The 25,163-nt window shown below is 32.5% G+C and carries 20 protein-coding genes; 15 read left to right on the top strand and 5 right to left on the bottom strand.

Translation table 11 applies throughout. From position 1 onward, the window contains the following. Window positions 1-33: 33 nt before the first annotated feature. Both TD29_RS07535 and TD29_RS17850 read right to left on the bottom strand, forming a co-directional pair. On the bottom strand, window positions 34-1,776 hold the full coding sequence (locus TD29_RS07535) for a T9SS type A sorting domain-containing protein (protein WP_084203413.1): 1,743 nt from the start codon (window positions 1,774-1,776) through the stop codon (window positions 34-36). Window positions 1,777-1,867: 91 nt separating this feature from the next. Beyond that, window positions 1,868-2,824 (bottom strand): T9SS type A sorting domain-containing protein, encoded by a 957-nt coding sequence (locus TD29_RS17850; protein WP_052467021.1) that lies wholly within the window; start codon window positions 2,822-2,824, stop codon window positions 1,868-1,870. Between the two features lie 89 nt (window positions 2,825-2,913). Here TD29_RS17850 and TD29_RS07545 point away from each other — a divergent pair, with 89 nt between their 5' ends. Continuing rightward, a complete protein-coding gene (locus tag TD29_RS07545; RefSeq protein WP_040280127.1) occupies window positions 2,914-3,540 on the top strand; it encodes a LysE family translocator in 627 nt (208 codons plus the stop codon). A 37-nt stretch (window positions 3,541-3,577) separates the two neighbouring features. Continuing rightward, entirely contained in the window at window positions 3,578-4,441 is an 864-nt protein-coding gene (locus TD29_RS07550; RefSeq protein ID WP_040279876.1) for a hydroxymethylglutaryl-CoA lyase, read from the top strand. Window positions 4,442-4,499: 58 nt separating this feature from the next. Here the strand turns inward: TD29_RS07550 and TD29_RS07555 are convergent, their stop codons facing one another. Both TD29_RS07555 and TD29_RS07560 read right to left on the bottom strand, forming a co-directional pair. Next, window positions 4,500-5,600: an HmuY family protein gene (locus tag TD29_RS07555; protein WP_040280128.1), complete on the bottom strand. Its 1,101-nt coding sequence runs from the start codon at window positions 5,598-5,600 to the stop codon at window positions 4,500-4,502. Between the two features lie 10 nt (window positions 5,601-5,610). Then, the gene (locus tag TD29_RS07560) at window positions 5,611-7,752 is read right to left on the bottom strand and encodes a TonB-dependent receptor plug domain-containing protein (protein WP_052467022.1); all 2,142 of its coding nucleotides are present in this window, start codon (window positions 7,750-7,752) and stop codon (window positions 5,611-5,613) included. A 104-nt stretch (window positions 7,753-7,856) separates the two neighbouring features. Between TD29_RS07560 and TD29_RS07565 the strand changes: the two genes are divergently transcribed. From TD29_RS07565 to TD29_RS18505, 13 genes are all read left to right on the top strand, one after another. Beyond that, complete coding sequence (locus TD29_RS07565) at window positions 7,857-8,762, top strand: DUF6607 family protein (RefSeq protein ID WP_040279877.1); 906 nt, start codon at window positions 7,857-7,859, stop codon at window positions 8,760-8,762. A gap of 1 nt (window position 8,763) precedes the next feature. After that, entirely contained in the window at window positions 8,764-10,242 is a 1,479-nt protein-coding gene (locus TD29_RS07570) for an ankyrin repeat domain-containing protein (protein ID WP_040279878.1), read from the top strand. A gap of 12 nt (window positions 10,243-10,254) precedes the next feature. Continuing rightward, on the top strand, window positions 10,255-10,740 hold the full coding sequence (locus tag TD29_RS07575; RefSeq protein ID WP_040279879.1) for a DUF2271 domain-containing protein: 486 nt from the start codon (window positions 10,255-10,257) through the stop codon (window positions 10,738-10,740). A gap of 11 nt (window positions 10,741-10,751) precedes the next feature. Next, complete coding sequence (locus tag TD29_RS07580; RefSeq protein ID WP_052467023.1) at window positions 10,752-12,947, top strand: PepSY domain-containing protein; 2,196 nt, start codon at window positions 10,752-10,754, stop codon at window positions 12,945-12,947. A gap of 118 nt (window positions 12,948-13,065) precedes the next feature. Next, on the top strand, window positions 13,066-14,265 hold the full coding sequence (locus TD29_RS07585) for a DUF4856 domain-containing protein (protein WP_040279880.1): 1,200 nt from the start codon (window positions 13,066-13,068) through the stop codon (window positions 14,263-14,265). A gap of 84 nt (window positions 14,266-14,349) precedes the next feature. Beyond that, complete coding sequence (locus TD29_RS07590) at window positions 14,350-15,477, top strand: imelysin family protein (RefSeq protein ID WP_040279881.1); 1,128 nt, start codon at window positions 14,350-14,352, stop codon at window positions 15,475-15,477. 35 nt (window positions 15,478-15,512) lie between these two features. Continuing rightward, complete coding sequence (locus TD29_RS18495; protein WP_040279882.1) at window positions 15,513-17,327, top strand: thrombospondin type 3 repeat-containing protein; 1,815 nt, start codon at window positions 15,513-15,515, stop codon at window positions 17,325-17,327. Window positions 17,328-17,373: 46 nt separating this feature from the next. Then, window positions 17,374-18,741: an HTTM domain-containing protein gene (locus TD29_RS07600; protein WP_040279883.1), complete on the top strand. Its 1,368-nt coding sequence runs from the start codon at window positions 17,374-17,376 to the stop codon at window positions 18,739-18,741. Further along, window positions 18,722-21,148, top strand: coding sequence for a TonB-dependent receptor domain-containing protein (locus TD29_RS07605; protein ID WP_040279884.1), 2,427 nt, complete (start codon window positions 18,722-18,724; stop codon window positions 21,146-21,148). Before TD29_RS07600 ends, TD29_RS07605 begins: the two co-directional genes overlap by 20 nt. An 86-nt stretch (window positions 21,149-21,234) precedes the next feature. Continuing rightward, entirely contained in the window at window positions 21,235-21,738 is a 504-nt protein-coding gene (locus TD29_RS07610) for a ferritin (protein WP_316931850.1), read from the top strand. Between the two features lie 320 nt (window positions 21,739-22,058). Beyond that, entirely contained in the window at window positions 22,059-23,531 is a 1,473-nt protein-coding gene (gene guaB / locus TD29_RS07615) for an IMP dehydrogenase (RefSeq protein ID WP_040279886.1), read from the top strand. Window positions 23,532-23,712: 181 nt separating this feature from the next. Next, window positions 23,713-23,862 (top strand): hypothetical protein, encoded by a 150-nt coding sequence (locus tag TD29_RS18500; RefSeq protein WP_161792606.1) that lies wholly within the window; start codon window positions 23,713-23,715, stop codon window positions 23,860-23,862. A 445-nt stretch (window positions 23,863-24,307) separates the two neighbouring features. Beyond that, window positions 24,308-24,481, top strand: coding sequence for a hypothetical protein (locus TD29_RS18505; protein ID WP_161792607.1), 174 nt, complete (start codon window positions 24,308-24,310; stop codon window positions 24,479-24,481). Window positions 24,482-24,647: 166 nt separating this feature from the next. On the opposite strand, the gene TD29_RS07625 is transcribed toward TD29_RS18505, so the two are convergent. Further along, window positions 24,648-25,112 carry a tellurite resistance TerB family protein gene (locus tag TD29_RS07625; protein WP_040279887.1) on the bottom strand — a complete coding sequence of 155 codons (465 nt, stop codon included), beginning with the start codon at window positions 25,110-25,112 and terminating at the stop codon, window positions 24,648-24,650. Window positions 25,113-25,163 lie beyond the last annotated feature (51 nt).

Raw genomic sequence — 25,163 nt, forward strand, 5'->3', positions numbered from 1 at the left:
ATTCGCTTTGTACATTATAATATTTCCGAAGTATTAATTCTTAATAAAAGGAATTGTACTTGAGTTACTTTCTTTGGTTACTTCTAAATAATACACACCATCACTGAACGTATTTGTTTGAAAACTTAGATCTTTTAGTTGCGTTACTGCCTTACTTTTTATAATTTGACCGAGCATATTATAGACCTTGTAGTTGTCTGGTAAATCATTTGAATTGGATAATTTAATGTTTAAAACATGTTGTGTTGGATTTGGATATACAGTTATTTCTTGATTAGAAAAATAATCGTCATCATTTAAAACGGCATTGGCCATATATGTGATTTCACCATCACCATAATCTCCTCCAGCAGTAATTGTTGTGCCTTCTAGGGTTTCAAGGCTGTATGATCCATTACCTGAATAGCAGCAAATGCCATCGCCATAACTATCAATCATTTCAAAGGTGTAACATTCATTTGTTGAGATGTTAAACGTTTCTGTAAAGGTGGTAAAATCATCAACATCGTCTACATAGGTTGGGCTTGTATATAATGCAGTACCAGCACTGTCTTTAAAAACCCACGAGGTTTCATTAGGCCAATCATCTGTGAATAACGTTAAAATGATTTGAGTGGTATTTGTGGTTTCACCTCCAACAGTAATATAATCTTGATATACTTTGGTTAAAGTTTCTGTACCATTTGAAATGGTAAGTGTGACATCATATTTACCTGCTTCAGTATAAGTGTGAGATGGGTTTTGAGTGGTATAGTCAATGTTATCATCTCCATCAATATCCCATTGCCATGAGGTGGCACCAACACTTGTGTTTGTAAAATCAACTAGCATAGAATTGCTGCAATCTCTAGTAAAATTTGCAGTAAGATCAATATTAAAACTAGGACAAGCCATTTGTGATCTTGAAGCCTGATACACTCCATAAATTCTAGCATATTGACCTTGTGAAAATAGCGTACGGCATTCTTTTCTAGAGTAGGACATTATATTTAAAGGTTCTGGTACAAAGCTATCATTATTAGCATCTGTAGCTGTACCAATATAGTTACATGAAGCGCTAACGTTACCATATCCTAATTGAGGATCTGCGGCTGTGTCACAAATAAAATCACCATCGGTATCACAATTAGAACCATCAACCAACTCTGTTGTTAAGGTACCATTTAGATTACCATGTGTGTGTGATAATCCAAAAAAGTGTCCCATTTCATGAGACATTGTACTACCGTTTATGGCACATGAATTATCCATCATGATAATTTCTGCATTACCAGGAAAATAAGCATATCCACATAAACCTCCACCATTTTCGGTACTTACTGAATTAGCAAAATAGATATTGATAACATTGGCAGTATTATTAGCTAATGTTAAGTCATCTTCCTCATCAATTGAATAATCAAAATATGCTGTATTGTCTATATAATTAATGGCATCACAAATAAAGAATTCTAGAAAGGCGTTAGCATAAAAGGTATTCATATCTGTAATGATATTATTAATTTGACTCTCTGATAAACCACCTGCTCCTTCGTCAGTTCTTAAAATATGAATTTTTACAGGTACAGAGCTTACGGCTGTAGAAGATCGTAGTAACGATTTTTGGTAAAACTCTTGCTCAAATTGAGAGACTTGAGGCATAAGGTTTTTCAAATATTTTTCAGATTCTGGTGTAGCTAGAGTACCACATTGTGGTTCTGTTTGGGCATTTACATAAGAATATGAAAATAACATAATGAGACATAATACCGTCTTTATTTGAGTGATTTTCTTCATAACTTAAAGAATATATGTAGGTTAAGTTTAGGTGGTAAATATATGAAAATCCGATTAAATACCTAATTTATAGATGAAATGCATAATTGGTTTAGCTAATAATCACCTTTTTTGTAGATTGTGAACCATCATTTAAAACTAATCTCACTAAGTATACACCTTTATTTAAGCTTGTTAAATCTACTTTTAATGTGTTATCTGAATTTAAATTTTTGATGTGAGCCACTTGTTTGCCTAAGACATCATAAACTAAAACTTCTTTTAAAGTATTAGAATTAGACGTGCTAATATTAAATACACCTTTAGAAGGGTTTGGAAATAGGCTCACCTCAGTGATGCTTTTAGTATCAGTAGTACTTAAGGTTTCGGCCACCAATGTTATTGTAAGTGTACCAATTGGTTTTGCATTAAAAGGTTCTTCATTAATTAAAACTGAAATTGGTTGAAAGGGCGTTGAAATTTGATTTGCAGCAGTATATGTTGATCCACTATCTGTTCCTGCATCATAGGGAAATAACTCAATAATAACTTCTGGTTTCCATGCATTGCCGTCTCTTAAATTAAGGCTATTTACTGCAATCATCCAATCTGGACTAGGCGCAATCATAGAGACTAAACTTAATAAAGGATAGTTTTCATCCACGATAACTTCATTTAGCGTTGCAGAGCTTATAGCAGCAAAAGGTGAAAAATCTTCCTGTAACCATTGGTTTGCATTACCTGTAACATTAATTTCATTCATAATTTCTGTCATCAAGGCATCATTATTTCCAGTTTCAGCAACATTTTTTACACCTAAAGAGGCTAATGTTCCCATTTCAACAAGTGTATAATTACTGTTATGTGTTGCGCCAACAAGATTTGACCAATGTGCATTTCCAGGAATTGCAGCTGTACTGTTTCCAAGTAGTGGATCTACAATGTCATTTTCCCAAATACTATTAAATGTAATATTATAACTTGCTGCAGACTGAGCATAAGACATCGTTATAAATAATAGTAGTAAAACAAATAGAACAGGCTTTAAAGTTAAAGTAGTTTTTTTCATAATGGTTTACTTTAAGTGTTGAGCAGTATGTCGTGAAAACAATAGTAGTCTTACGTAATATTTTATTTATTTTTATAAAAAAAAACAGTTTGAATTTTGACCTCCTTATTTCATTTATGATTGCCACTTCAGTTTTGGCACTCTCACCAGGACCTGATAATATTTATGTACTCATGCAAGGTGTTGTTAATGGTAAAACATATGGATTAGCAACAGTTGCTGGATTAATTGCAGGTTGTTTGGTACATACCACCTTGGTTGCATTTGGCGTATCTGCAATTATTAAAGAAAGTGATACTTTATTTTTTATTATAAAATTATTGGGAGCGCTTTACCTGTTGTTTTTAGCTTTTAAGGTTTACAAATCAAGTGCAGAGTTGAGTTTAAATAGCGACAACATTCCTAAGAAAAGTCTTTTACAACTTTTTAAACAAGGGTTTATTATGAATGTTTTAAATCCCAAAGTGTCAATTTTCTTTTTAGCTTTTTTTCCAGGATTTTTATTTAGTGATACGTTGAGTACTGTGGTTCAATTTTATAGTTTGGGTTTTCTATTTATGTTTGTTTCTGGTATCATTTTTTCCGTAATAGCTGTTCTAGCTGGTTCCATTTCCGAATATATAAAACAAAATAATAAGATAGGATTGTATTTAAAATGGTTGCAAATTATTGTCTTTGTTGGGATTGCGATTTTAATTTTTACTTCGAAAAAATAAAGCCATCATTTCGTCATATTTGCTATCTTTGAGCAAGATGACAACACCTTTAAAAATAATTGAATGTCCTCGTGACGCCATGCAAGGGATTAAAACTTTTATTCCTACGGAAACGAAAGTGCAATACATCCAATCGCTATTACGAGTAGGTTTTGATACTATTGATTTTGGCAGCTTCGTATCACCGAAAGCCATACCACAATTGGTAGATACAGCTGAAGTTTTAGCACAATTAGATTTGAGTTCAACGAAGAGTAAATTACTTGCCATTATTGCAAATACAAGAGGCGCTGTAGATGCATGTAAACATCCTGAGATTGATTATTTAGGGTATCCATTTTCAATTTCAGAGAATTTTCAAATGCGTAATACTCATAAAACCATTGCGCAATCTGTGGTGACGCTTTCTGAAATTTTAGAACTCACAAATAAGCATAATAAAGAGATGGTAGTCTATATTTCTATGGGATTTGGAAATCCTTATGGAGACCCTTGGAATGTTGATATTGTTGGAGAATGGACTGAACGATTAAGCAAAATGGGAGTAAAAATTTTGTCGTTGAGTGATACAATTGGGAGTTCAAATCCTGAAAATATTGATTACTTGTTTTCAAATTTAATACCTGAATATTCTAATATTGAATTTGGAGCACATTTACATACTACTCCAACCACGTGGCATGAAAAAGTGCATGCGGCTTATAAAGCAGGATGTATGCGTTTTGATGGAGCTATACAAGGTTTTGGAGGTTGCCCAATGGCAAAAGATGATCTAACAGGTAATATGCCTACTGAGAAATTACTATCTTATTTTACATCAGAAAAACACAATCATCTTAATGCTATGAGCTTTGAAAGCTCTTATAATGAAGCCACAAAGATTTTTACAAAGTATCATTAAATAAAAAAAGTCCTTATCTCATGATAAGGACTTTTTAATATGTACAGGTTTTTGCTACTTACTCTTCTAATAAGCTGTAAACAAATTCAGGATACCCACGTTCTCCATCTGGATTTGTTAGTGCTAAGAATTTTAATTTGTAATAATTACCGTTAGCATCATTAACAATATAAAATACATTATCCTTTAAAGAAGGAGCAGCACCAGGTCCACCTCCATTTCTCCAAGAACTACCAATACTACGTTGGTCAGTTGAGAAATTAAAATCAACTACATCTGCCATGATAAAGTTGTCATAAGTAAATTGAGTGTCTACATCGGTATCAATCATGTAAATACCTACGTTTTCAAGATTATTACTCGCCACAAAATCTGCATAAATATAAGCACCATAGCTATCTGGTCCAGCAAAAACTTCATCAGTAAAAACACTAAAGTTTAAATCCCACTCTGTAGATGTAGGTTCAACGTTTACTATAGATTCGGTATTAAAACTGAAGAATGTAAAATTATAGTTTGTACTTTTTGAGATGGTAACTTCGGTATGAGTTGTAGCGTCCAAATTTGCATATTGTAAGATGTAATTATTGTCATCTTTAAGTACACGTATTTTCATCCATCCTCTTTCTTCACCATCTAACGAAACGCCTGTTTCAGGAGTATCTGTACCTACCTCATTTCCTAGATTAACTAAATACACATTGTTTTCAGAGTTGGTATCTGAGACTTGTTCAATTGCAGTTCCATTAATGTTACCATCAAAAGCATCAACATAAGCTACATTAGCACTATTAAATGTACCTACGGCTACTTGAGGTTGTAAATCAACAACTTCTTGAGTGGAAGACGAAATTGCGTCAATATCTGTTGTAGAAAGCTCTGCAACAGCCATTGCAATAGACCCATTGATAGCTACTCTAAAATCGTTTCCGGAGTAAAATCCTAAATCCCAAGAATCTCTTTGAATACTTGTTGTTGTATTTGTGCTTAAATCAATATACACTTGGTTTTGTTGATTTGGTCCTCCAACTTCAGGTGCAACTGCTGCACCTTCAATAGTGATTACTAATGGTGCCTGAGGTCCATCATCATCACTACTACAGCTAGAAAATAAAACAACGCATAAGCATAATGTGAGTTTTAATAATTTGTTTGTCATGGTATTCATTTTAAAAATTTAAGTTATATAATAGTTTTAAATAATATGATCTTCCGTAGCCTAATAAAAGCGAACTGTTACCTGCAGAGTGAGTGCCTCCAACTGAGGCGTTACTTACATCTACATTGGTAATGTCTAATAAGTTTCTACTACCAAGCGTAACGTTTATGGTATTATCAAAAAATGATTTTTTAATAGAGGCGTCTAACCAGCTGTAAGCCTCTGTTGTTGATTTTGAGAATAGTGAATTTCCGTTTTCATCGGTATCTGTGGCTATATAATTTTGCTGTTCGCCATTATATTTAAGAAATAGAGAAAACACGGTATCCCATTTTTTATGTGCATAAGATGCGCTAGTATTTACCTGGAAATTGTGTAAAAAATCATCTTGACCGTTAACTTCATTTGAGTCAATACGAGAAATACCTTGAAAAGTAACTCCTAGGTTAAAAGATAATTTGTCCATTTTTAAGGTATTGTCTAGTGTTAATCCCCAAAGTTTAAATTTGTCGATATTTATATATTGATATTGTAAAGGCGTTGTGTTTACAACGGCTAGATCAATTTTATCAGACACATCAATGTAGCTCATTTTAAAATTTGAAATCATTGATATGTTATTAAACCAGCTTCGTTTTTTTAAATTTATAAATGCTGAATAGCCATTTTCTGGATCTAAATTCTCGTTACCTCTAACATCATGATTAGAATCTACGAAGTAGTAATACAGTTCTTCAAAATTTGGAACTCTATAGGATGTACCAAGGTTTGCGCGAAGTTCAAATCCGTTGTTCAAAAAGTAGCGAGCACTTAGTGATCCTAAAAATTTTGAATTAAATAATGTGTTGTATTCAAAACGTGCGCCTGGTCTTAGTGAGAGTTTTTTAGATAGTTCAATTTCCGAAGAACCAAAAACCGCAATATTACTTTGCTTATTTGTTTTGTTTTGCTGTGTGATTTCACCAGAGGCTTGTGTGTCATAACCTTCAATGTATCGACCTTCATAACCTAACTGGAAGTTATAAGTGTCACTTTTTACTAGATTACTTATGGTTCCTTTTGAAAATACAACCTGACTAGATTGGTAGGTTTCATCTGTTTCATTACTGCGATCTTGAGTTAGAATAAAATAGTTGAATTCATTTAGATCGCGTTCTTGTTGTTGATAGGAAAGCGCAAATGTATAGTTGGCTCCAGAGTTTAGTTTCCCGTTTATATTTAAGTTATTTAGAAAACGATTGGTTGTAAAAATTCTATCTGTGGCAGATGGATTACTAGTTTGCGATTCGGTATCTATATTGGCTCTTACTGTTGCATCATAATAATTGATACGCTCATTAAAATATTCGAATTTATAAAATAGATTGAAGTTTTTTGCCTTGTAGTTGATTAAGGCATTGCTCGTTATTTGATGTTTTGGTAGCCATTCGTAACCTCGTAATTCATCATTTTGATAATAGTTTTTACCTTGTTTGTTGTTAAAAAAACCAGCAAAATCATTTCTATTAAAACCGACTTTGGCGAACCATTTTTCATTGATATTATGTGCAATATTGAAGGCTTGAATGTGACGACCTTCGTTAAACCAAGCATATTCATCGCTTATGGTTTCTTCTTGCAAATAGGCTTGAATTTTCCAATCATTATCGATTGATTTTTTAGTTATAATATTGATGACACCCGAAACAGCATTTGCGCCATATTCTACACCCATCGAACCTTCTACCATTTCAATACGTTCTATATCATCAAGGTTAATTTGAGTTAAATCTATGTTATTACCTAAGCCATTATCACTCACTAATGGCACATTATCGATGAGGATATTAAAATATTCAGCATCTAAACCAAAAAATGAAATTGTTGATTTTCCAGATTGAGAATTTGGGATGATATTAAGGTTAAGGTTGAAGTTTAACAAATCGGCTAAATTGGTAGCAGCTTGTTGTTCTATTTGTTTTCTATTGATAACAATAACATTATGGACAGACTTTTTTATGGATTGCGGATTATACTGTCCAGTGATTACAACTTCTTCTAATGATTCGATTTTACTAGAATCTTTGTCTATCTCTCTGGTTGTCTGTGAGAAAGATAAACTTATGAAAAAAAGTGAAAAATAAATGCTAAAATTATTTTTATTTAGACTCATTCTTGATTAATTTTGCTGCAAATATAAATACTTATTTTAATTCAATCTAAATAAGGATAGAGAAATTTTAACTTTTTTAATTCATATAAATTAAACGCTTAAAAATGAAACAAATAGTAAGTTTATTAGTTGTGATTTTAACATTTTCAACAGTTGGAAATGCTCAAAACAAGAAAAAACAAGATCAAGAAGCCATTAAAAAGATGTGTGGTTGTTTTGAAGTAACATTTAATTTTGCAGAGACATTCTCTTATAGCGAAGACTCTCTATATAGACCTTCTAAAACAAAGGTTGATAAGGGATTAGAATGGGCAGAGTTAATTGAAGATAAAAATAATAAAATTTCTATACAGCACTTATTGCAAGTTGGTAATCCAGCGCAACCTCATATTGTAAAGCATTGGAGACAAGATTGGTTATTTGAAAATACCAACTTTTATATGTTTAATGGAGATAATGCTTGGTTATCAGAAGAAAAGGATGATAAGGCTGTGAAAGGGCAGTGGACTCAAAAAGTGTATCAGGTAGATGATAGTCCGCGTTATGAAGGATCTTCTACTTGGGTTCACGTTGATGGAAAGAGCTATTGGGAAAATACTACAACGGCTCCATTACCAAGACGAGAGTATACAAAACGTAGTGATTATAATGTAACGTTAAGAGGTAATCGTCATGAGATTACTAATTATGGTTGGGTTCATGATCAAGATAATGATAAGCTCATTAGAGAAGCCGGAAAACAAGATGTGGTTTTAGCAAAAGAAAAAGGTTACAATACGTATGTTAAAGTCGATGATAGTAGATGTCAAGCAGCTGCAGATTGGTGGAAAGAACATCAAGAAAAATGGGCAATAGTTAGAAGTAAATGGGATGACGTTTATGACAGGCACCAAAATTTATCATTAGAATCTAAAGTAGACAACAAATTATTATATAAACATTTATTTGCTGAAGATATGAATGAAGAAAAGCAAATTGAATCTGTAATAGAATCATTCGTAAAAAAATAAGATGAAACACACTAAAACATATATAGCCATAGTTACACTCTTAATGAGTGTCTGTGGCTTTTCTCAAGATAATATATTTTTAAGTCGTGATTATTGGAGTACAAACCCTTCAATAAAAAACGTAGATTTAAAAATTAAAGAAGGGCATGATATTACTGAAGCTAATAGCAATAATTTTGATGCTGTGGTGTATGCTATTCTTCAAAAGGCTCCAAATAAAACTATTGAGTACATACAATCTAAACAAGGAAATGATGTCAATAAACTCACACACGATGGGAGAACTTATATCTTTTGGGCAGCCTACAAAGGTAATGTTGAGTTTATGAGATACTTACTTAAAAAAGGAGCTAAAACAGATCTTACAGACGATAAAGGCAATACAATTTTAAATTTTGCAGCATCTTCAGGACAACAAAATACTGAGGTGTATGATATTTGCCTAACCAATGGAGCTAACCTTAAAACAGATCTTACTCCAGATGGTGCAAATGCGTTATTATTAGTAGCGCCAAGTGATAAAGATTTTAAATTGATAGATTATTTTCAATCTAAAGGTTTAGACCTAAATAGTAAAGATAATCAAGGTAATGGTGTTTTTAACTATGTAGCAAAAACAGGAAATATTGATGTGATGAATACCTTGTTAAAAAAAGGGATAAAAGGAACCAATCAAGCCTTTTTATTTGCAGCTTATGGAACAAGAGGTACTACAAATGGAGTGTCAGTTTACAAATATTTAGAAAGCCTTGGCTTAGACCCTAACATCTCAAACGAAGAAGGAATCTCACCATTACATATCATCGCTTCTAGAAGTAAAGACACTGAGCTTATATATTATTTGTTAGAAAAAGATTTAGATCCAAGTGACAAAGACTTTAAAGGAAATAATGCCATTATGAATGCTGCTTCTAGAAATTCGCTTGAGGTTGTTAAAATTTTATTTAACAATCTAAAAGTTAAAAATGAGATTAATAAAAAAGGGCAATCTGCGCTATCACTAGCCGTAAAAGGTAATACTCCTGATGTTGTAGAGTTTTTAATAAGAAATGGTTATGACACGACTATCATAGATGTTGATGGAAACAATTTAGCACATTATTTAGCCAACGCTTACTCTACAAAAAACAAGGCTCAGTTTACTGAAAAAATGGCGTTATTAAAACGCTATAAAGTTGATGTGTCTGCTGTTCAAAAAAATGGAAATACTTGGTATCATTACGCAGTTGATAAAAATAGTACCTATTTAATTAAGCTAGCATCAGAGCTAAAACAAGACATCAATGCTAAAAATAATGATGGTAATACAGCCTTGCTATTAGCAGCTATGAAAGCTAAAAACACTGAGGTTTTAAAATTTCTTATAGCTCAAGGAGCAGATAAAACCATCACCACAGATTTTGAAGAAACAGCATACGATCTAGCTAAAGAAAACGAGTTACTCACAAAAAATAGTAATTCGATAGAATTTTTAAAATAACAGAGATTACCAATGAAAAAAATACGCATAATAATACCAATATTAGTAGTGGTTTTAAGCTTTATGTCTTTTAAATCATTAACCGAATCATCAAAATACAAATGCATGATTCAAATGACTAATTATACAGGAGAAGGCGCATATATTGTCATTTCATTAATCAATCCTGAAGGCAATTATGAAAAAACCTTATATGTAAAAGGTGATGATGATGAATGGTATAATACAGTAGAATCTTGGTGGGATTTCTACGGAAAAAGACGTACTGACCTTGATGCCATTACAGGAGCAACCATAAGTGGTGGAGAACGAGCAATAAATGTGATTGAAATTGATAATGATAAATTAGATAAAGGCTACAAACTTAGATTTGAAACGGCTGTTGAAGATCAAGATTATTACACAAGTGACGTAGAGTTTGATCTCACATCTCAAAACGTAAAAAGTAAAATTGAAGGTAAAGGCTTTATTAGATACATACGTATGATGCCTCAATAAATCGAATAAGCATGACCATTTCTATTTGGAGATTTAGTCATCTTATTTTGGCTATACTATCTTCTGTATTTATTATTTTGGCTTCGGTTACTGGTATGATTTTGGCTTTCGAGCCCATCTCAAATCAGTTCGAGTCTTACAATATAAATGACGATACAACAGTTGCAACAACTATAGACAACTTAAGCAATCGCTATGATGAAATTTTAACCATCCAAACCGATGAAAATAATTTTGTCGTAGCGTCTGTAATTACAAACGAAGGTGAAAGTGATACGTTTTATATCAATCCAGAAACTGGTAAAAAAATAGGAAGTCTCATTGAGAAGGCACCAATTTTTAGCTTTGCTACCAATTTGCATCGTTCCTTGTTTTTAAAGTCAACAGGTCGTTTTATTGTTGGTTTAGTGTCTTTTTTTTTAATCCTGATGGCATTTTCGGGACTCATTTTAATTGTAAAAAGACAAGGTGGTATTCATCGTTATTTTTCTAAAGTTATTAATGAAAATTTTGATCAATACTATCACGTAATTTTTGGTAGATGGCTATTAATTCCTATCCTTATTGTTGCATTTACAGGTGTTTATCTGTCTTTAGAAAAATTCGCTTTACTACCAGAAACTACAATTTCTCACAAGTATCCAGAGATGTTGACTTCGGAAATTGATACAACTTCAATCGCTAGCTTTGAGTTATTTAAAACGTTAAAAATAACAGATGTAAAACGCTTAGAATTTCCATTTTCCGAAGATATAGAAGATTATTTTTTCATAACACTGAAAGATAAAGAACTGCTCGTTAATCAATATTCTGGAGCCATTGTAAGCGAGCAAGATTACCCACTTATAAAACTGCTATCACAATGGAGCCTTATTTTGCATACAGGACAAGGCACTATTTTTTGGTCTATGGTGTTGTTTTTGGTGTGCGTAGCCTTATTGTTTTTTATCTACTCTGGTTTTGCAATGACTTTAAAACGCAGAAAAAAAGTAGGAATTCCTAAAAACAAGTTTTCTAAAGATACTGCGGAAATCGTCATACTCGTAGGATCGGAAACGGGAAGCACCATTGGTTTTGCCACACTATTTTATAACGCATTATTAGCACATGGGAAAACCGTTTTTATTGCTGAAATGAACGCGTATACAACCTATAAGCAAGCTCAGCAAATCGTGATTTTCACAGCAACTTATGGTGAAGGTGATTCGCCAATAAATGCCACAAAATTTATAAATTTAACAAACCAAACGCCTCCAAATCAACCTTTAGAGTTTTCTGTGTTAGGGTTTGGTTCATTGTTATATCCCGAATATTGTAAGTATGCAGAAGTTGTAGATTCACATTTAGCTACACATAAAGGATTTCAACAACAATTAGAAGTATTTAAAATTAATAATCAATCGTTTAATGCGTTTCAAACCTGGATTAAACAATGGAGTACTGCTAATGGTTTAGAACTTATAATAAAACAACCTTTAGAGACCTTAAATTCAAAATATACACGGCAATTCAAAGTTGTAAAGCGCACAAATTTAAATAACGATCAAACCTTTATGTTGCAATTAAAGCCAACAAAAAAAGTAAAATTTCAATCGGGAGATTTGTTAGCGTTTAGACCTAATGTTAATGAAGCAGTGCGACAGTATTCGGTAGCAAAAATTGGAGATGATATAGTATTAAGCATTAAAAAGCATGATATGGGTTTATGTTCATCTTATTTAAGCACTCTAAATATTGGTGATGAGATATCTGCAACAGTTGAACATAATCGAGAGTTTCATTTTCCGAAGTCATCAACACCAGTAATCATGATTGCCAACGGAACGGGAATTGCACCTTTTTTAGGGATGATTCACCAAAATGAGGCTAAAAGCGATATTCATTTATTTGTAGGTTTACGTAAAAAAACATCTTTTGCACTTTATTCAGGTTTACTTGATCAGGCGATACATGATGGTAAATTAAAAACCAGTCAAATGGCGTATTCTCAAGAAGGTATTGAAAAAGTTTACGTTCAAGATTTATTGATAAAACAAACTGAATTTATAGCAAAGCATCTTGAAAAAGGAGGTGTGATTATGATTTGTGGGTCTATAGTAATGCAAAACCAAGTGTTAGACAAATTACGGCATATTACAAGTACAACACTTAATTTATCGTTACGTTATTTTGAAGACAATCAGCAAGTTAAATTAGATTGTTATTAATTTATTTAAATTTAATCTAAATAAACTTTGTCTAAACGAATTTGTATTTTATTTTTGCAATCAAATTACATATATTATTTGTAACAAGTCTAAATAAAAACAATATAACCACAATTTAATGAAAAAGTTAGCTTTAAGTTTATGCGTAATTGCAAGTCTATTTACATCATGTACTAGCGACGATGATGGTACAGCATTTGTACCACAAATAGAAACTCCTGCAACCTATAGTTTTGAAAGAAACGGAGAATCTACTGTAGATTTTAATGGTCAAACAACAAGAATTGCAATGGCTCAAGAATTAGCCTCTGCACTTACAACAGAAACTAATACAGAAGCACAATTAGATGGCATGTTTGCACATGTTGAAGGAGACGCAGATTTCTCTAACGCAGATTTAAATGCTTCAAACAAAAGTATTCGTTCTAAAGTTGCTGCATCATCAGATTACTTTTCATCTAATGCAACGCTTTCGGCTTCAATAAAAAATGAATTTGATGGTTGGATAGCAGATCAAGCTAACAACGTATTTCCTAATTGGTCGGCTACTGCATCTGCAGGTAACGCAGGTCAATTACAACAAGCAGGTGGAGGATCTATTCGTTACATTAACGGTAAAGGTTTTGAGTTAAACCAAATCGTCTCTAAAGGATTAATTGGTGGTTTAATGACAGATCAAATTTTAAACAACTACCTAAGTCCAGCTGTTTTAGATGCAGGATCAAATGTAGAAAACAATGATAATGATGTTGTAGAAGAAGGAAAGACTTACACTACAATGGAGCACAAATGGGATGAGGCTTTTGGTTACCTTTATGGAGCAGAAGATGATGCTTCTACACCAGTTTTAGGAGCCGATAGTTTTTTAAATAACTATTTAAATAGATTAGAAAATGACGAAGATTTTGCTGGTATTGCTCAAACAGTATTAAATGCATTTAAATTAGGTCGTGCAGCAATTGTTGAAAAAGACTATACGTTAAGAGATGCGCAAGCAGAAATTATTAAAGAAAACCTATCTAAAGTATCTGGAGTAAGAGCAGTACATTATTTACAAGCAGGAAAATTAAAAATTGAAGAGAATGATATGGCTAGCGCATTTCATCAATTATCTGAAGGTTTTGGATTTATCTACAGCTTACAATTTACAAGACAACCAAATACAGCTATCCCATATTTTACTAATGCAGAAGTTAATGCTTATATCGCAGAACTTTCTCAAGGAAATGGGTTTTGGGATGTCACACCAGAAACTTTAGATACAATTTCTGAAGAGATTGCAGCACGTTTTAACTTTACAGTTGAAGCTGCTAACTAATATTTGAATATGTCTCAATAGTAAATGCGTTCATTAGGTTGAACGCATTTGCTTGTTTATCTTTGCAAACTGAAAAAAACAAAAATGATAAAGAAAATAATTCTTAGCGTATTTACACTTGCCATACTGGTTGCATGTAGTTCAGATGATAGTAGTTCTGGAGCAACATCAGATGGGTTTGATCGTCAAGCGATGTTGACCAATTGGGCAGACAATATTATCATTCCAGCGTTACAAGATTTGAGTGGAGATTTAGCAATGTTAACAGCTGCTAAAGATGCATTTGTAGCAGCACCAGACCAAACGACTTTAGATGCTGTGAGATCATCTTGGTTAGAGGCTTATAAAACTTGGCAGTATGTAGAAATGTTTGATATTGGCAAAGCAGAAGAACTTGAATACTGGAAACAAATGAATATTTATCCTACAAATGTTACTAACATTCAAAATAATATTTCATCAGGATCTGGAAGTTATAATTTAGCAAGTCCAAGTAATAATGCTTCGGTTGGTTTTCCTGCTGTAGATTATTTGCTTTATGGTATTGCAAGCAGTGATATTGAAATTCTAAATATATATACAAATAGTTCTAATTTTGAATCAAATAAGACGTATTTGTCAAATTTGATAGATAGAATGCAATCTTTAACAGATCTTATTTTAAATGATTGGACAAGTAATTATAGAACTACATTTATTAATGGTACAGCAAATACAGCAACAAGTTCTGTAAATAAAATTGTCAATGATTTTAACTTCTATTATGAGAAAGGTTTGCGTGCTAATAAATTTGGAATTCCTTCGGGAGTGTTTTCAACAACACCTTTTAATGATAAAGTTGAGGCTTTTTACAACCAAGACGTATCAAAGGATTTGGCATTAGAAGCATTTAAAGCAGTTCAAGATTTTTTCAATGGTGAGGCTTATGACAATTCTTCACAAGGACTAAGTTTTAAGGATTATCTAGATTATCTCAACACTATAAAAAATGGTGAGGATTTGAATCTACTTATAAACAATCAATTTGATATTGCAGAGACAAAAATCCAAACGTTAAATAATAATTTTTCTCTTCAAATTGAGACAGACAATACTAAAATGTTGGAGACTTATGACGAAATTCAAAAAGCAGTTGTGCTTTTAAAAGTTGATATGATGGTAGCTTTTCAAGTTGCCATTGATGATGGTTACGATGATAACGATGGAGATTAAAACCAATTAATTAAAAATTAAAATTTCAAATAAACATGAAAAAATTAAAATTTACTTTAGCATTTTTGTTTTTAATAAGTTACTCTTATTCACAAGTCTCCATTCAGGAATGTGGCAATATTGTTGCAACGGGATTGTCAGTTCCAAATATTAATAACCCAGACAGAAATCACGATGGTTTCATTTTTAGGCATGATCTCGTCACAGGTTATAATATTAAACTTCAAGACAATCCCGGTAGTATTAACGGAAAACCAATTATAATTAGAAACCATATTGAAAAAATCAGAGATAAAATATGGTTTGATAGTAGTTATCCGTCAAATAACAATATAAACACGGGTGAGTATTTAAATGGTTATGGTAGAAATATTTACCCAAATAGTACACCTCAATTTACTCTAAATCCAAGTTTAGGTAGTAATGTATACGCATTAACTACTACCTACGATATGTCATTTTTATTTCATCCTAATGATATTGATTTTTTTCTTGGCGGATCTAACAATTTTCCATCAAATGAGGTTTTTAGAAATATACGTTTTACAGTTTATATTTATGTTAAACCAGAATTTGCTCATCTATATCCGGGAGGTGTAAATAATAGAGTTTATCAAATGAGTTCAGGTTTATTTAACTCAGATACAGTTTTTACTGATTCAGATGGTAATAATTATAGAACAACTGCCTTCAGTGAAAGTCCGGATATTGATGGTGATGGACTGCTAAATGAAATTGATTTATGTCCAGAAGATTTTGATCCATCAAATGCAGATACTGATGACGATGGAGATGGAGATGTTTGTGATAATTGTCCTAATGTAGCCAATTCAAATCAATTAGATACAGATGATGACGGGATTGGAAATGTTTGTGATGATGATGATGATAATGACGGAATTCTTGATATAAATGACAAATGTCCTCTTATAGCAAGCTCAAATAATCTTGATACAGACTTAGATGGAGTTGGTGATATATGTGATAATTGTATAAATGAAGCTAATGCAAATCAACAAGACATGGATACCGATGGTATTGGAGATGTTTGTGATGCTGATCGGGATGGTGATGGTATTTCTAATACGGAAGATAATTGTCCAGATGAATATGGAATATTAAGCAATAACGGTTGTCCAGGACTTCCAGATTTAGTCGTGGATGTCAGTGGTTCTAATACAGTGGTTCCTGGCAGTGGGAATGCTACAACTTCATTATCTTCAAGTATAATTGAACAAATTTATACTGGAGATGAAATTCAATTCAATTTAAAAATTAAAAACGAAGGAATTGGAGATTCTGGTAACTTTAAGGTGGGTTTTTATTTATCTACAGATAATAACATATCTAATTCTACCCTTCTTCTAGACGAACAATTTTATAATATTAATGAAAATTCTTCAGCTTCCCAAAATATTGCTATTAGCCATTGGCATTTTGCCAACTTGCTAGGAATACTAGATAATGCTTATATACATATTAAAGTTGATATTGATAATGATGTGGATGAAGGCTCTAACGAATCTAATAATTCATTTTCATCAAGAAGAGTTTATATTCATAACACAGCTGGAAGATTTGCTTATTTAAATCTTGGAAATAATATTTTAGTTGAAGTCCGTTTAGACCAGTACTTTCCATCCAATAATCGTATTCGACCAACTCAAACTCGTTATAATTTAAAAATTTACAAATTTGACACACTAGATTTGATTACAAATATGAGTGTTGTTGATGGTACTAACGTTAATTTGTCCAATTTACCTTATGGTAAGTACATTGTTCATATTAATGATAATTATATTAAACAGTTTAAAAAACTAACTAGTGGTATTATAATACCCAATTAAAGATAAATATATCAGACCATCATACACCAGTATGATGGTTTTTTCAATGGCACAAATGCTAAAAACATACCTAAACAAAACCACAAACGCTGTACCATTAGCAGTTTTTCGCATTGGTTTTGGTGTTCTGATGTGTTTCAGTATCATCAGGTTTTGGTATCATGGCTGGATAGAAAAATTATACATTGCACCCAATTTTCATTTTAAATATTATGGTTTTGAGTGGGTGAAATCTCTTGGAGATTATAATTATCTTTTGTTTTTTTTCTGCGGAATCGCTGCGCTCTTTGTCGCCTTTGGGTTAAAATATAGACTAGCCATTATCGCATTTTTCCTAACGTTCACTTACATAGAACTTATAGATAAAACTACCTATCTCAATCACTACTATTTTATTAGTGTGCTTAGTTTTGTAATGATTTTTTTGCCAGCAAACGCTAAATTCTCTGTAGATAATCTATTAAGGGAAAAAAGCTATAATCAAATCCCAAACTGGACCATAGATAGTATAAAATTACTTTTAGGTATTGTGTATTTCTACGCAGGACTTGCAAAACTAAATAGCGACTGGTTATTTAAAGCCATGCCATTAAAAATTTGGTTACCATCAAAATACGATTTACCATTTATAGGCAACGATCTCATGCAACAAGATTGGTTTCATTACGCCATGAGTTGGTCTGGAATGTTATATGATTTAACAATTCCGTTTTTATTATTGTATAAACGAACACGCACTTTTGCATTTGTATTAGTTGTAATTTTTCATGTATTTACACGCGTTTTATTCTCAATTGGCATGTTTCCGTATATCATGATTATTGCCACCTTAATCTTTTTTGATGCTAGCGTGCATGACAAAATAATAGCTAATATTAAACGCGTATTAAAACCATTTCGTAAACACATAAAATCACCAATTACTGTAGAAACCTATTCTTTTTCTAGCCGAAATATCTTGCTCCCAATTCTTGCCGTTTTTTTCATAATTCAACTCGTATTTCCGTTTAGATATGCCTTTTATAAAAACGAATTATTTTGGACTGAGGAAGGCTACAGACTATCATGGCGCGTAATGCTCATGGAAAAAGCAGGATTAACCACTTTTAAAATTGCCAATTCTAAAACTGGGCAGTACTTTTACGTCCAAAATTCAGATTTTTTAACTGCATTTCAAGAAAAACAAATGAGTTTTCAACCTGATTTTATTTTAGAATACGCACATTTTTTAGGCGATCATTTTAAAGCGCAAGGACATGAAAATGTACAAGTTTTTGCAGACAGTTACGTAGCACTCAACGGTAGGTTAAGTCAGAAATATATTGACCCAACCGTAGATTTATATAAAGAAAAGGAATCATTTAAACCCAAACACTGGATTTTACCATTTAAAGATGACATTAAAGGATTTTAAAATAATTATAACACTACTTTTATTGAGTTTGCCTGTAATAGGGCAAAACAAAGTTTCTGGATATATTACTAATGGCAATACTAACGATGTTGTTGCCAATGTTCAAGTTTTTGATAAAGTTTCAGGATTGTTAGCAACCTCTAATGCTAAAGGTTATTTTGAGTTTTCTACAGTAAAGACTGAGCTTGTCTTAGTATTTTACATTTCAGAATTTGAAATTATAGAATTAGAGCAAACACTTGAAAAAGATAAAAATCTAAATGTGGTTTTAATACCATTGCAAGAAGACCTTTCAGAAATTATAATCAATGCAAGACGTGCAAAGGTTTTTGAACTTAATAGGTTAAAAGATGTTGAAGAAACGTCAATTTTTGCAGGTAAAAAAACTGAGGTTATTCTTGTAGACCAATCACTAGCTAACTTAGCTACCAACAACGCAAGACAAATATATAGCCAAGTTGCAGGATTAAATATTTACCAAAATGATGATGCAGGTTTGCAACTCAATATTGGAGGTAGAGGTTTAGATCCAAACCGTACAGCTAACTTTAATACCAGACAAAATGGCTATGATATTAGCGCAGATGTGTTGGGTTATCCAGAAAGTTATTACACTCCAGCTGCCGAAGGTTTAAAAGAAATACAAGTGATTCGTGGTGCAGCATCTTTACAATATGGTACACAATTTGGCGGACTCATAAATTTTAAAACCAAGGCACCAAATCCAAACAAACCAATTGAGCTTATCACAAGAAATACTTTGGGTAGCAATGGGTTGTATACCAATTTCACAAGCCTTAGTGGTACAAAAGGGAAGTTTAGCTACTATTCTTATTTCAACTATAAAAAAGGGGATGGGTTTAGACCAAACTCTGAGTTTGAGTCTAAAAACGTATTTGCACATTTAGGCTATAAATTTAATGAGAAAACCAATATCGCAGCAGAGTTTACACATTTACATTATCTAGCACAACAAGGAGGTGGCTTAACAGATGCGCAATTTAATAACGATGCATTTCAAAGCAATAGATCAAGAAATTGGTTTAAGGTTAATTGGTTGTTGTACAGCTTAAAATTGAGTCATAAATTTTCAGAAAAAACAAACTTTACTTTTAACGCATTTGGTTTAAATGCATCACGAGATGCCTTAGGTTTTAGAACCAATCGTGTAGATCAAATAGACCCAAATAATGAGCGCGATTTAATTAAAGGTGATTTTAAAAACTTTGGTGCAGAGGCACGACTGCTTAGTGAGTATAAGTTCTTCGGAAAAGAAGCGACCTTCCTAATTGGGTCTAAATTTTACAAAGCCAATAATAATGAACAACAAGGTCCAGGATCTGATGGTAGTGGTCCAGATTTTGAGTTTTACTATGATCAATTTCCAAATTATCCGTCGCAATCACAATTTGATTTCCCAAATCTCAATGTAGCTGTATTTGGAGAAAATATATTTTATCTTAATGATAAATTCTCAGTTACACCAGGTTTTCGATTTGAATATATAAAGACTGAAAGTGAAGGCTTTTTTCAGCGTATAAATACAGATGCTGCAGGCAATGTTATTTTTGAAGAAACCGTAAATGACGATAGAACATTTGAACGTAATTTTGTGTTATTAGGTGTAGGATTGAGTTATAAACCTACAACAGCTTTAGAAATTTACGGTAATATCTCACAGAACTATCGTTCAGTTACCTTTTCAGATATTAATATCAATAATCCGGCATTTGCAGTTAACCCAGATATTACTGATGAGGATGGGTTTACCGCAGATTTAGGTTTTAGAGGTAATTATAAAAATACCATTTCTTATGATTTAGGTGCTTTTGCCTTGTTCTATAATGGCAGAATTGGGTTCATACAAAAATCTTTTGATGATGGTCGCGTAATAAGTGAGCGTGGCAATGTTGGTGATGCGAGAATTGTTGGTATAGAGTCATTAGTAGATGTTAACCTAAAAAAGGTGCTGAAAATGAACAATGATTTCAGCTTTAATTACTTTGTAAATGCATCCTTTATTTCTTCGGAATATACAAACTCACAACAATCTGGTGTAGAAGGTAATCAAGTAGAGTTTGTGCCAGATGTGAACCTAAAAACAGGAGTGCGATTTGGATATAAAAATCTAATGGCAAACGTACAGTATTCTTATTTAGGTCGCCAATTTACAGATGCTACAAATTCTCAAGATGCTAATTTGAGTGGTGTTATAGGTGCCATCCCAGAATATGATATTTTAGATTTATCATTATCATATACCTACAAGCGTTTTAAACTAGAAACTGGTATTAATAACCTATTAGACGAAACCTATTTTACGAGACGAGCAACGGGTTATCCTGGACCAGGAATTATACCTTCGGCACCAAGAAACTGGTATACTACCTTACAAATTAAATTATAATAAAGCTTAGTTTAGAGTGATTCTGAATTTTTGTAAACATAACTTTCAACTCACAAATTCATTATCTTCGTAAAAACAAAATTATTATGAACACGACAATAGAAGCATTACTTAATTCTCAAATAAAATACGAAGCACAAGCCTCTTTACAATATTTAGCAATGGCATCTTGGGCTGATGCAAAAGGATATAATGGAGTCTCAGATTTTTTTTATAGCCAGTCTGATGAAGAACGTGTGCACATGAGTAAACTTATAAAGTTTGTAAATGAAAGAGGAGGAAACGTTATAATTCCAGCTTTAGATAAACCAAAAGATACTTATGAAGGTCTCAATGAACTTTTTGAAAAGTTTTTAGAAAGTGAAATGTTCGTGACAGAACAAATTAATCACGTCATCTTTGAGTGCTTACAGCAAAAAGATTACAATGTTCATAATTTTATGCAATGGTATGTAACCGAGCAGTTAGAAGAGGAAGCAATGGCACGAACCTTACTAGATAAATTAAATATTATAGGTGCAGATAAATCTGGTCACTATCTATTTGATCGTGATATTAATACAATTGCTGCCAATCACACAAATGAATAATTAATTTTGCTAATTATATCTTAAAAGATTCCTGAACAGGAATCTTTTTTTTGTAAATTTGTATTTATTTAGAATAAATTAAAATAATGCAAAACGATATAATAGTAGACGACTTTCCTATAATCATTACTTCATGTGTAATGTATTGTGATATCAGTAAGAAGTCTAAATGCTGTAAAAAGTATAAAAAATCGGGAAAAACGAATTGTAAACGTTGCCCTAGAGTGTAGGTCTTTTTTCTTTAGTTAAGATTTAACCTTGTATTAATACTTTATCTTATTTAAATTGTATCTTTGCATGCAATTAATTCTAATTGCATCATGACAGCACACGAACATAAAATTGTTGGAGAAGGTCTTACTTATGACGACGTACTCTTAGTTCCAGCATTCTCAGAAGTCTTACCAAGAGAAGTAAATATCCAAGCCAAGTTAACACGTAATATTACTATAAATATTCCTATAGTTTCAGCAGCTATGGATACGGTTACAGAGAGCAAAATGGCAATAGCTATGGCTCAAGAAGGAGGTATTGGTGTACTCCACAAAAACATGACCATAGAGCAACAAGCCGAGAAAGTACGTAAAGTAAAACGTGCAGAAAGTGGTATGATTATGGATCCTGTGACCTTACCAATGAACGCAGTTGTAAGTGATGCTAAACATAGTATGGCAGAGCATAGTATTGGAGGTATTCCTATTGTTGATGATAATGGATTATTAAAAGGTATTGTGACTAATCGTGATTTACGTTTTGAACACGAAAATAACAGACCGATTGTTGAGGTCATGACTTCGGAAAATTTAATAACCTCAAGAGAAGGCACTTCGTTGAAAGATGCAGAGAAGATTCTACAAAAAAATAAAATCGAAAAATTACTCATTGTTGATGATAACTATAAACTAGTAGGACTTATCACATTTAGAGATATTACAAAGGTTACTCAAAAACCAAATGCAAATAAAGATACCTACGGAAGACTACGTGTTGCAGCTGCAATTGGAGTGACTGCAGATGCAGTTGAAAGAGCTTCAGCCCTTGTAAACGCAGGTGTAGATGCTGTTATTATCGATACAGCTCATGGTCATACTAAAGGTGTGGTGATGGTTCTAAAGGATATTAAAAAGAAGTTTCCGAAGTTAGAAGTCATCGTAGGAAACATTGCAACAGGTGAAGCGGCAAAATATTTGGTCGACGCAGGAGCAGATGCTGTAAAAGTAGGGATTGGACCAGGTTCAATTTGTACAACGAGAGTTGTGGCAGGAGTTGGATTTCCACAATTTTCAGCAGTTTTAGAAGTCGCAGCAGCGATAAAAGGATCTGGAGTTCCCGTAATTGCTGATGGTGGAATTCGTTATACAGGTGATATCCCAAAAGCAATAGCAGCAGGAGCAGATTGTGTTATGCTAGGGTCATTATTAGCAGGTACAAAAGAAAGTCCAGGGCATACTATTATTTACGAAGGACGAAAATTTAAGTCGTATCGTGGTATGGGATCTGTGGAAGCCATGAAACAAGGTAGTAAAGATCGCTATTTCCAAGATGTAGAAGATGACATCAAAAAATTAGTACCAGAAGGTATTGTAGGTCGTGTACCATATAAAGGTGAACTCGTAGAGAGTATACATCAATTTATTGGAGGTTTAAGAGCAGGAATGGGTTACTGTGGCGCTAAAGATATTACAACACTTCAAGATAAAGGTCAGTTTGTAAAAATAACAGCGTCTGGTATCAATGAAAGTCATCCGCATGATGTAACAATTACTAACGAATCTCCTAATTACTCAAGATAGTAGGTTTTAATATTGGTGTAATTACATTTTTAGAATCTGTATTTAAATACAATTTTTAGCAGTAATTATACCAAATGTTTTGATCATGTTTCTGTTATTTAATATATGATAAAGGGTAACATGTATGTACATATTTCTTTACTTTCGTTTTCCCTATGTTTTAAATTAATTAGAAATATCAGTGACGGAGTTTGATCCCATTTTAGAAGCCATCGAAAAAGCCTATGAAATTCCGCATTTAAGTGCAACTCGTAAAATTTCGGCTGTATTATCACACGATCATTACCACACAGATAAACAGTATCCAGTAGTTTATTTACAAGACAGATAAAATCTATTCAATCCATTTGCACTCTATGGTGATTGGGCTATAGATAAAGCTATGGCTAAATTAGCGCTAGAAGATTATGGAGACCTTATAATCATTGCCGTAGATCATGGCGAACAAGAACGAATTAGTGACTACTTACCTTATTAATATTCGCGTTTTGGTGAAGGAAAAGGTGATTTTTATATTCAGTTCATGATTGAAAAGTTAATGCCATATATCAATGATAAATTTAGAACCTTAACCGATTTTTAAAATACAGCAATTGGAGGCAGTTCAATGCGAGCTTTTATTAGTTTGCATGCAGGTTTATCAAATCCTGGTGTTTTTGGTAAACTGCTTATTTTCTCGCTTAGCCTTTGGATTTCTAATAGAATTTTTAAATACACTAAAAGCTTTAAACCACTAGAAGAATCAAAAATATACTTGTATTCTGGCGGAAAATAAAGTGAAGAGCATTTTACCTAATGCAAATAAATTAGGTGACTTTATAAAAGAAAAAATGACTAATGGTTATCATATTGATTTTCACTTTTCTATTAATGAGCATGGACATCATTCAAAGATGTATTGGCGAGAAGAATTTCCTAAAGCTGTATCATGGCTTTTATTTGAAGTATGAGGTTAAGGTGTGGTTGGTTTTATACTGCAGAAATATTACAATTCACTCATTATTCGCTGGTGTAAATAACAAGCAATGACAGTTCAAATAGCTGTAACAACCAACACATCTATTTGTTATTTAGTATTTAATTAGTGATGAATCTCTATTGAATTTAACCCTAGAATTAATCTACGATAACAACATTACCTCTATTTCTAATGAGCATGACTTGTATGATTTTTTCAACTAATTCCATTTCAATTTTCATGTGGTTGGCTATTAATTCAATAACTTTTTCTTCGTCTTTTTCTAAAATACCATCAGCTAATACAATTTCAACAGCCATTGAGAATAATGTCGCTTTATCATTTTCATTAACATACTCTGAGCAAACTTCTATTAAACCAATACCACCAATTTTTAGTTTTGCTTCTGCTACCGAATCATAAAGAGGAGAGATGTCAATGCCTTTAAATTTTTGTTTAAGCACAATCATTCTAGAAAGCGCATCGATTTCAACATCACTTACAGTGCCATCTGCCGACATGCAAGCATAAAGAATTCCAATCCAAGCTTCAAAATCTGAAAGCGGTTTATAAGTTATGATTTTAGATTCTGGTTGTTTTATAAATTGGTCAAATAATCCCATGTTTTAGTTTTAATAAGGTTATGGTTATGAATGCTAAAGTTAATTAAATCC

Source organism: Psychroserpens damuponensis, from assembly GCF_000826655.1.
Classification (GTDB): domain Bacteria; phylum Bacteroidota; class Bacteroidia; order Flavobacteriales; family Flavobacteriaceae; genus Psychroserpens; species Psychroserpens damuponensis.

Bases quoted from the DNA above. Each gene is read 5' to 3' on its own strand.
- TD29_RS07580 (WP_052467023.1), top strand. From the start codon at position 10,752: ATGACCATTTCTATTTGGAGATTTAGTCATCTTATTTTGGCTATACTA.
- TD29_RS07610 (WP_316931850.1), top strand. From the start codon at position 21,235: ATGAACACGACAATAGAAGCATTACTTAATTCTCAAATAAAATACGAA.
- guaB (WP_040279886.1), top strand. From the start codon at position 22,059: ATGACAGCACACGAACATAAAATTGTTGGAGAAGGTCTTACTTATGAC.
- TD29_RS17850 (WP_052467021.1), bottom strand. From the start codon at position 2,824: ATGAAAAAAACTACTTTAACTTTAAAGCCTGTTCTATTTGTTTTACTA.
- TD29_RS07535 (WP_084203413.1), bottom strand. From the start codon at position 1,776: ATGAAGAAAATCACTCAAATAAAGACGGTATTATGTCTCATTATGTTA.
- TD29_RS07560 (WP_052467022.1), bottom strand. From the start codon at position 7,752: ATGAGTCTAAATAAAAATAATTTTAGCATTTATTTTTCACTTTTTTTC.
- TD29_RS07565 (WP_040279877.1), top strand. From the start codon at position 7,857: ATGAAACAAATAGTAAGTTTATTAGTTGTGATTTTAACATTTTCAACA.
- TD29_RS18495 (WP_040279882.1), top strand. From the start codon at position 15,513: ATGAAAAAATTAAAATTTACTTTAGCATTTTTGTTTTTAATAAGTTAC.
- TD29_RS07625 (WP_040279887.1), bottom strand. From the start codon at position 25,112: ATGGGATTATTTGACCAATTTATAAAACAACCAGAATCTAAAATCATA.
- TD29_RS07590 (WP_040279881.1), top strand. From the start codon at position 14,350: ATGATAAAGAAAATAATTCTTAGCGTATTTACACTTGCCATACTGGTT.
- TD29_RS07550 (WP_040279876.1), top strand. From the start codon at position 3,578: ATGACAACACCTTTAAAAATAATTGAATGTCCTCGTGACGCCATGCAA.
- TD29_RS07605 (WP_040279884.1), top strand. From the start codon at position 18,722: ATGACATTAAAGGATTTTAAAATAATTATAACACTACTTTTATTGAGT.
- TD29_RS07585 (WP_040279880.1), top strand. From the start codon at position 13,066: ATGAAAAAGTTAGCTTTAAGTTTATGCGTAATTGCAAGTCTATTTACA.
- TD29_RS07600 (WP_040279883.1), top strand. From the start codon at position 17,374: ATGGCACAAATGCTAAAAACATACCTAAACAAAACCACAAACGCTGTA.
- TD29_RS07575 (WP_040279879.1), top strand. From the start codon at position 10,255: ATGAAAAAAATACGCATAATAATACCAATATTAGTAGTGGTTTTAAGC.
- TD29_RS07555 (WP_040280128.1), bottom strand. From the start codon at position 5,600: ATGACAAACAAATTATTAAAACTCACATTATGCTTATGCGTTGTTTTA.
- TD29_RS07570 (WP_040279878.1), top strand. From the start codon at position 8,764: ATGAAACACACTAAAACATATATAGCCATAGTTACACTCTTAATGAGT.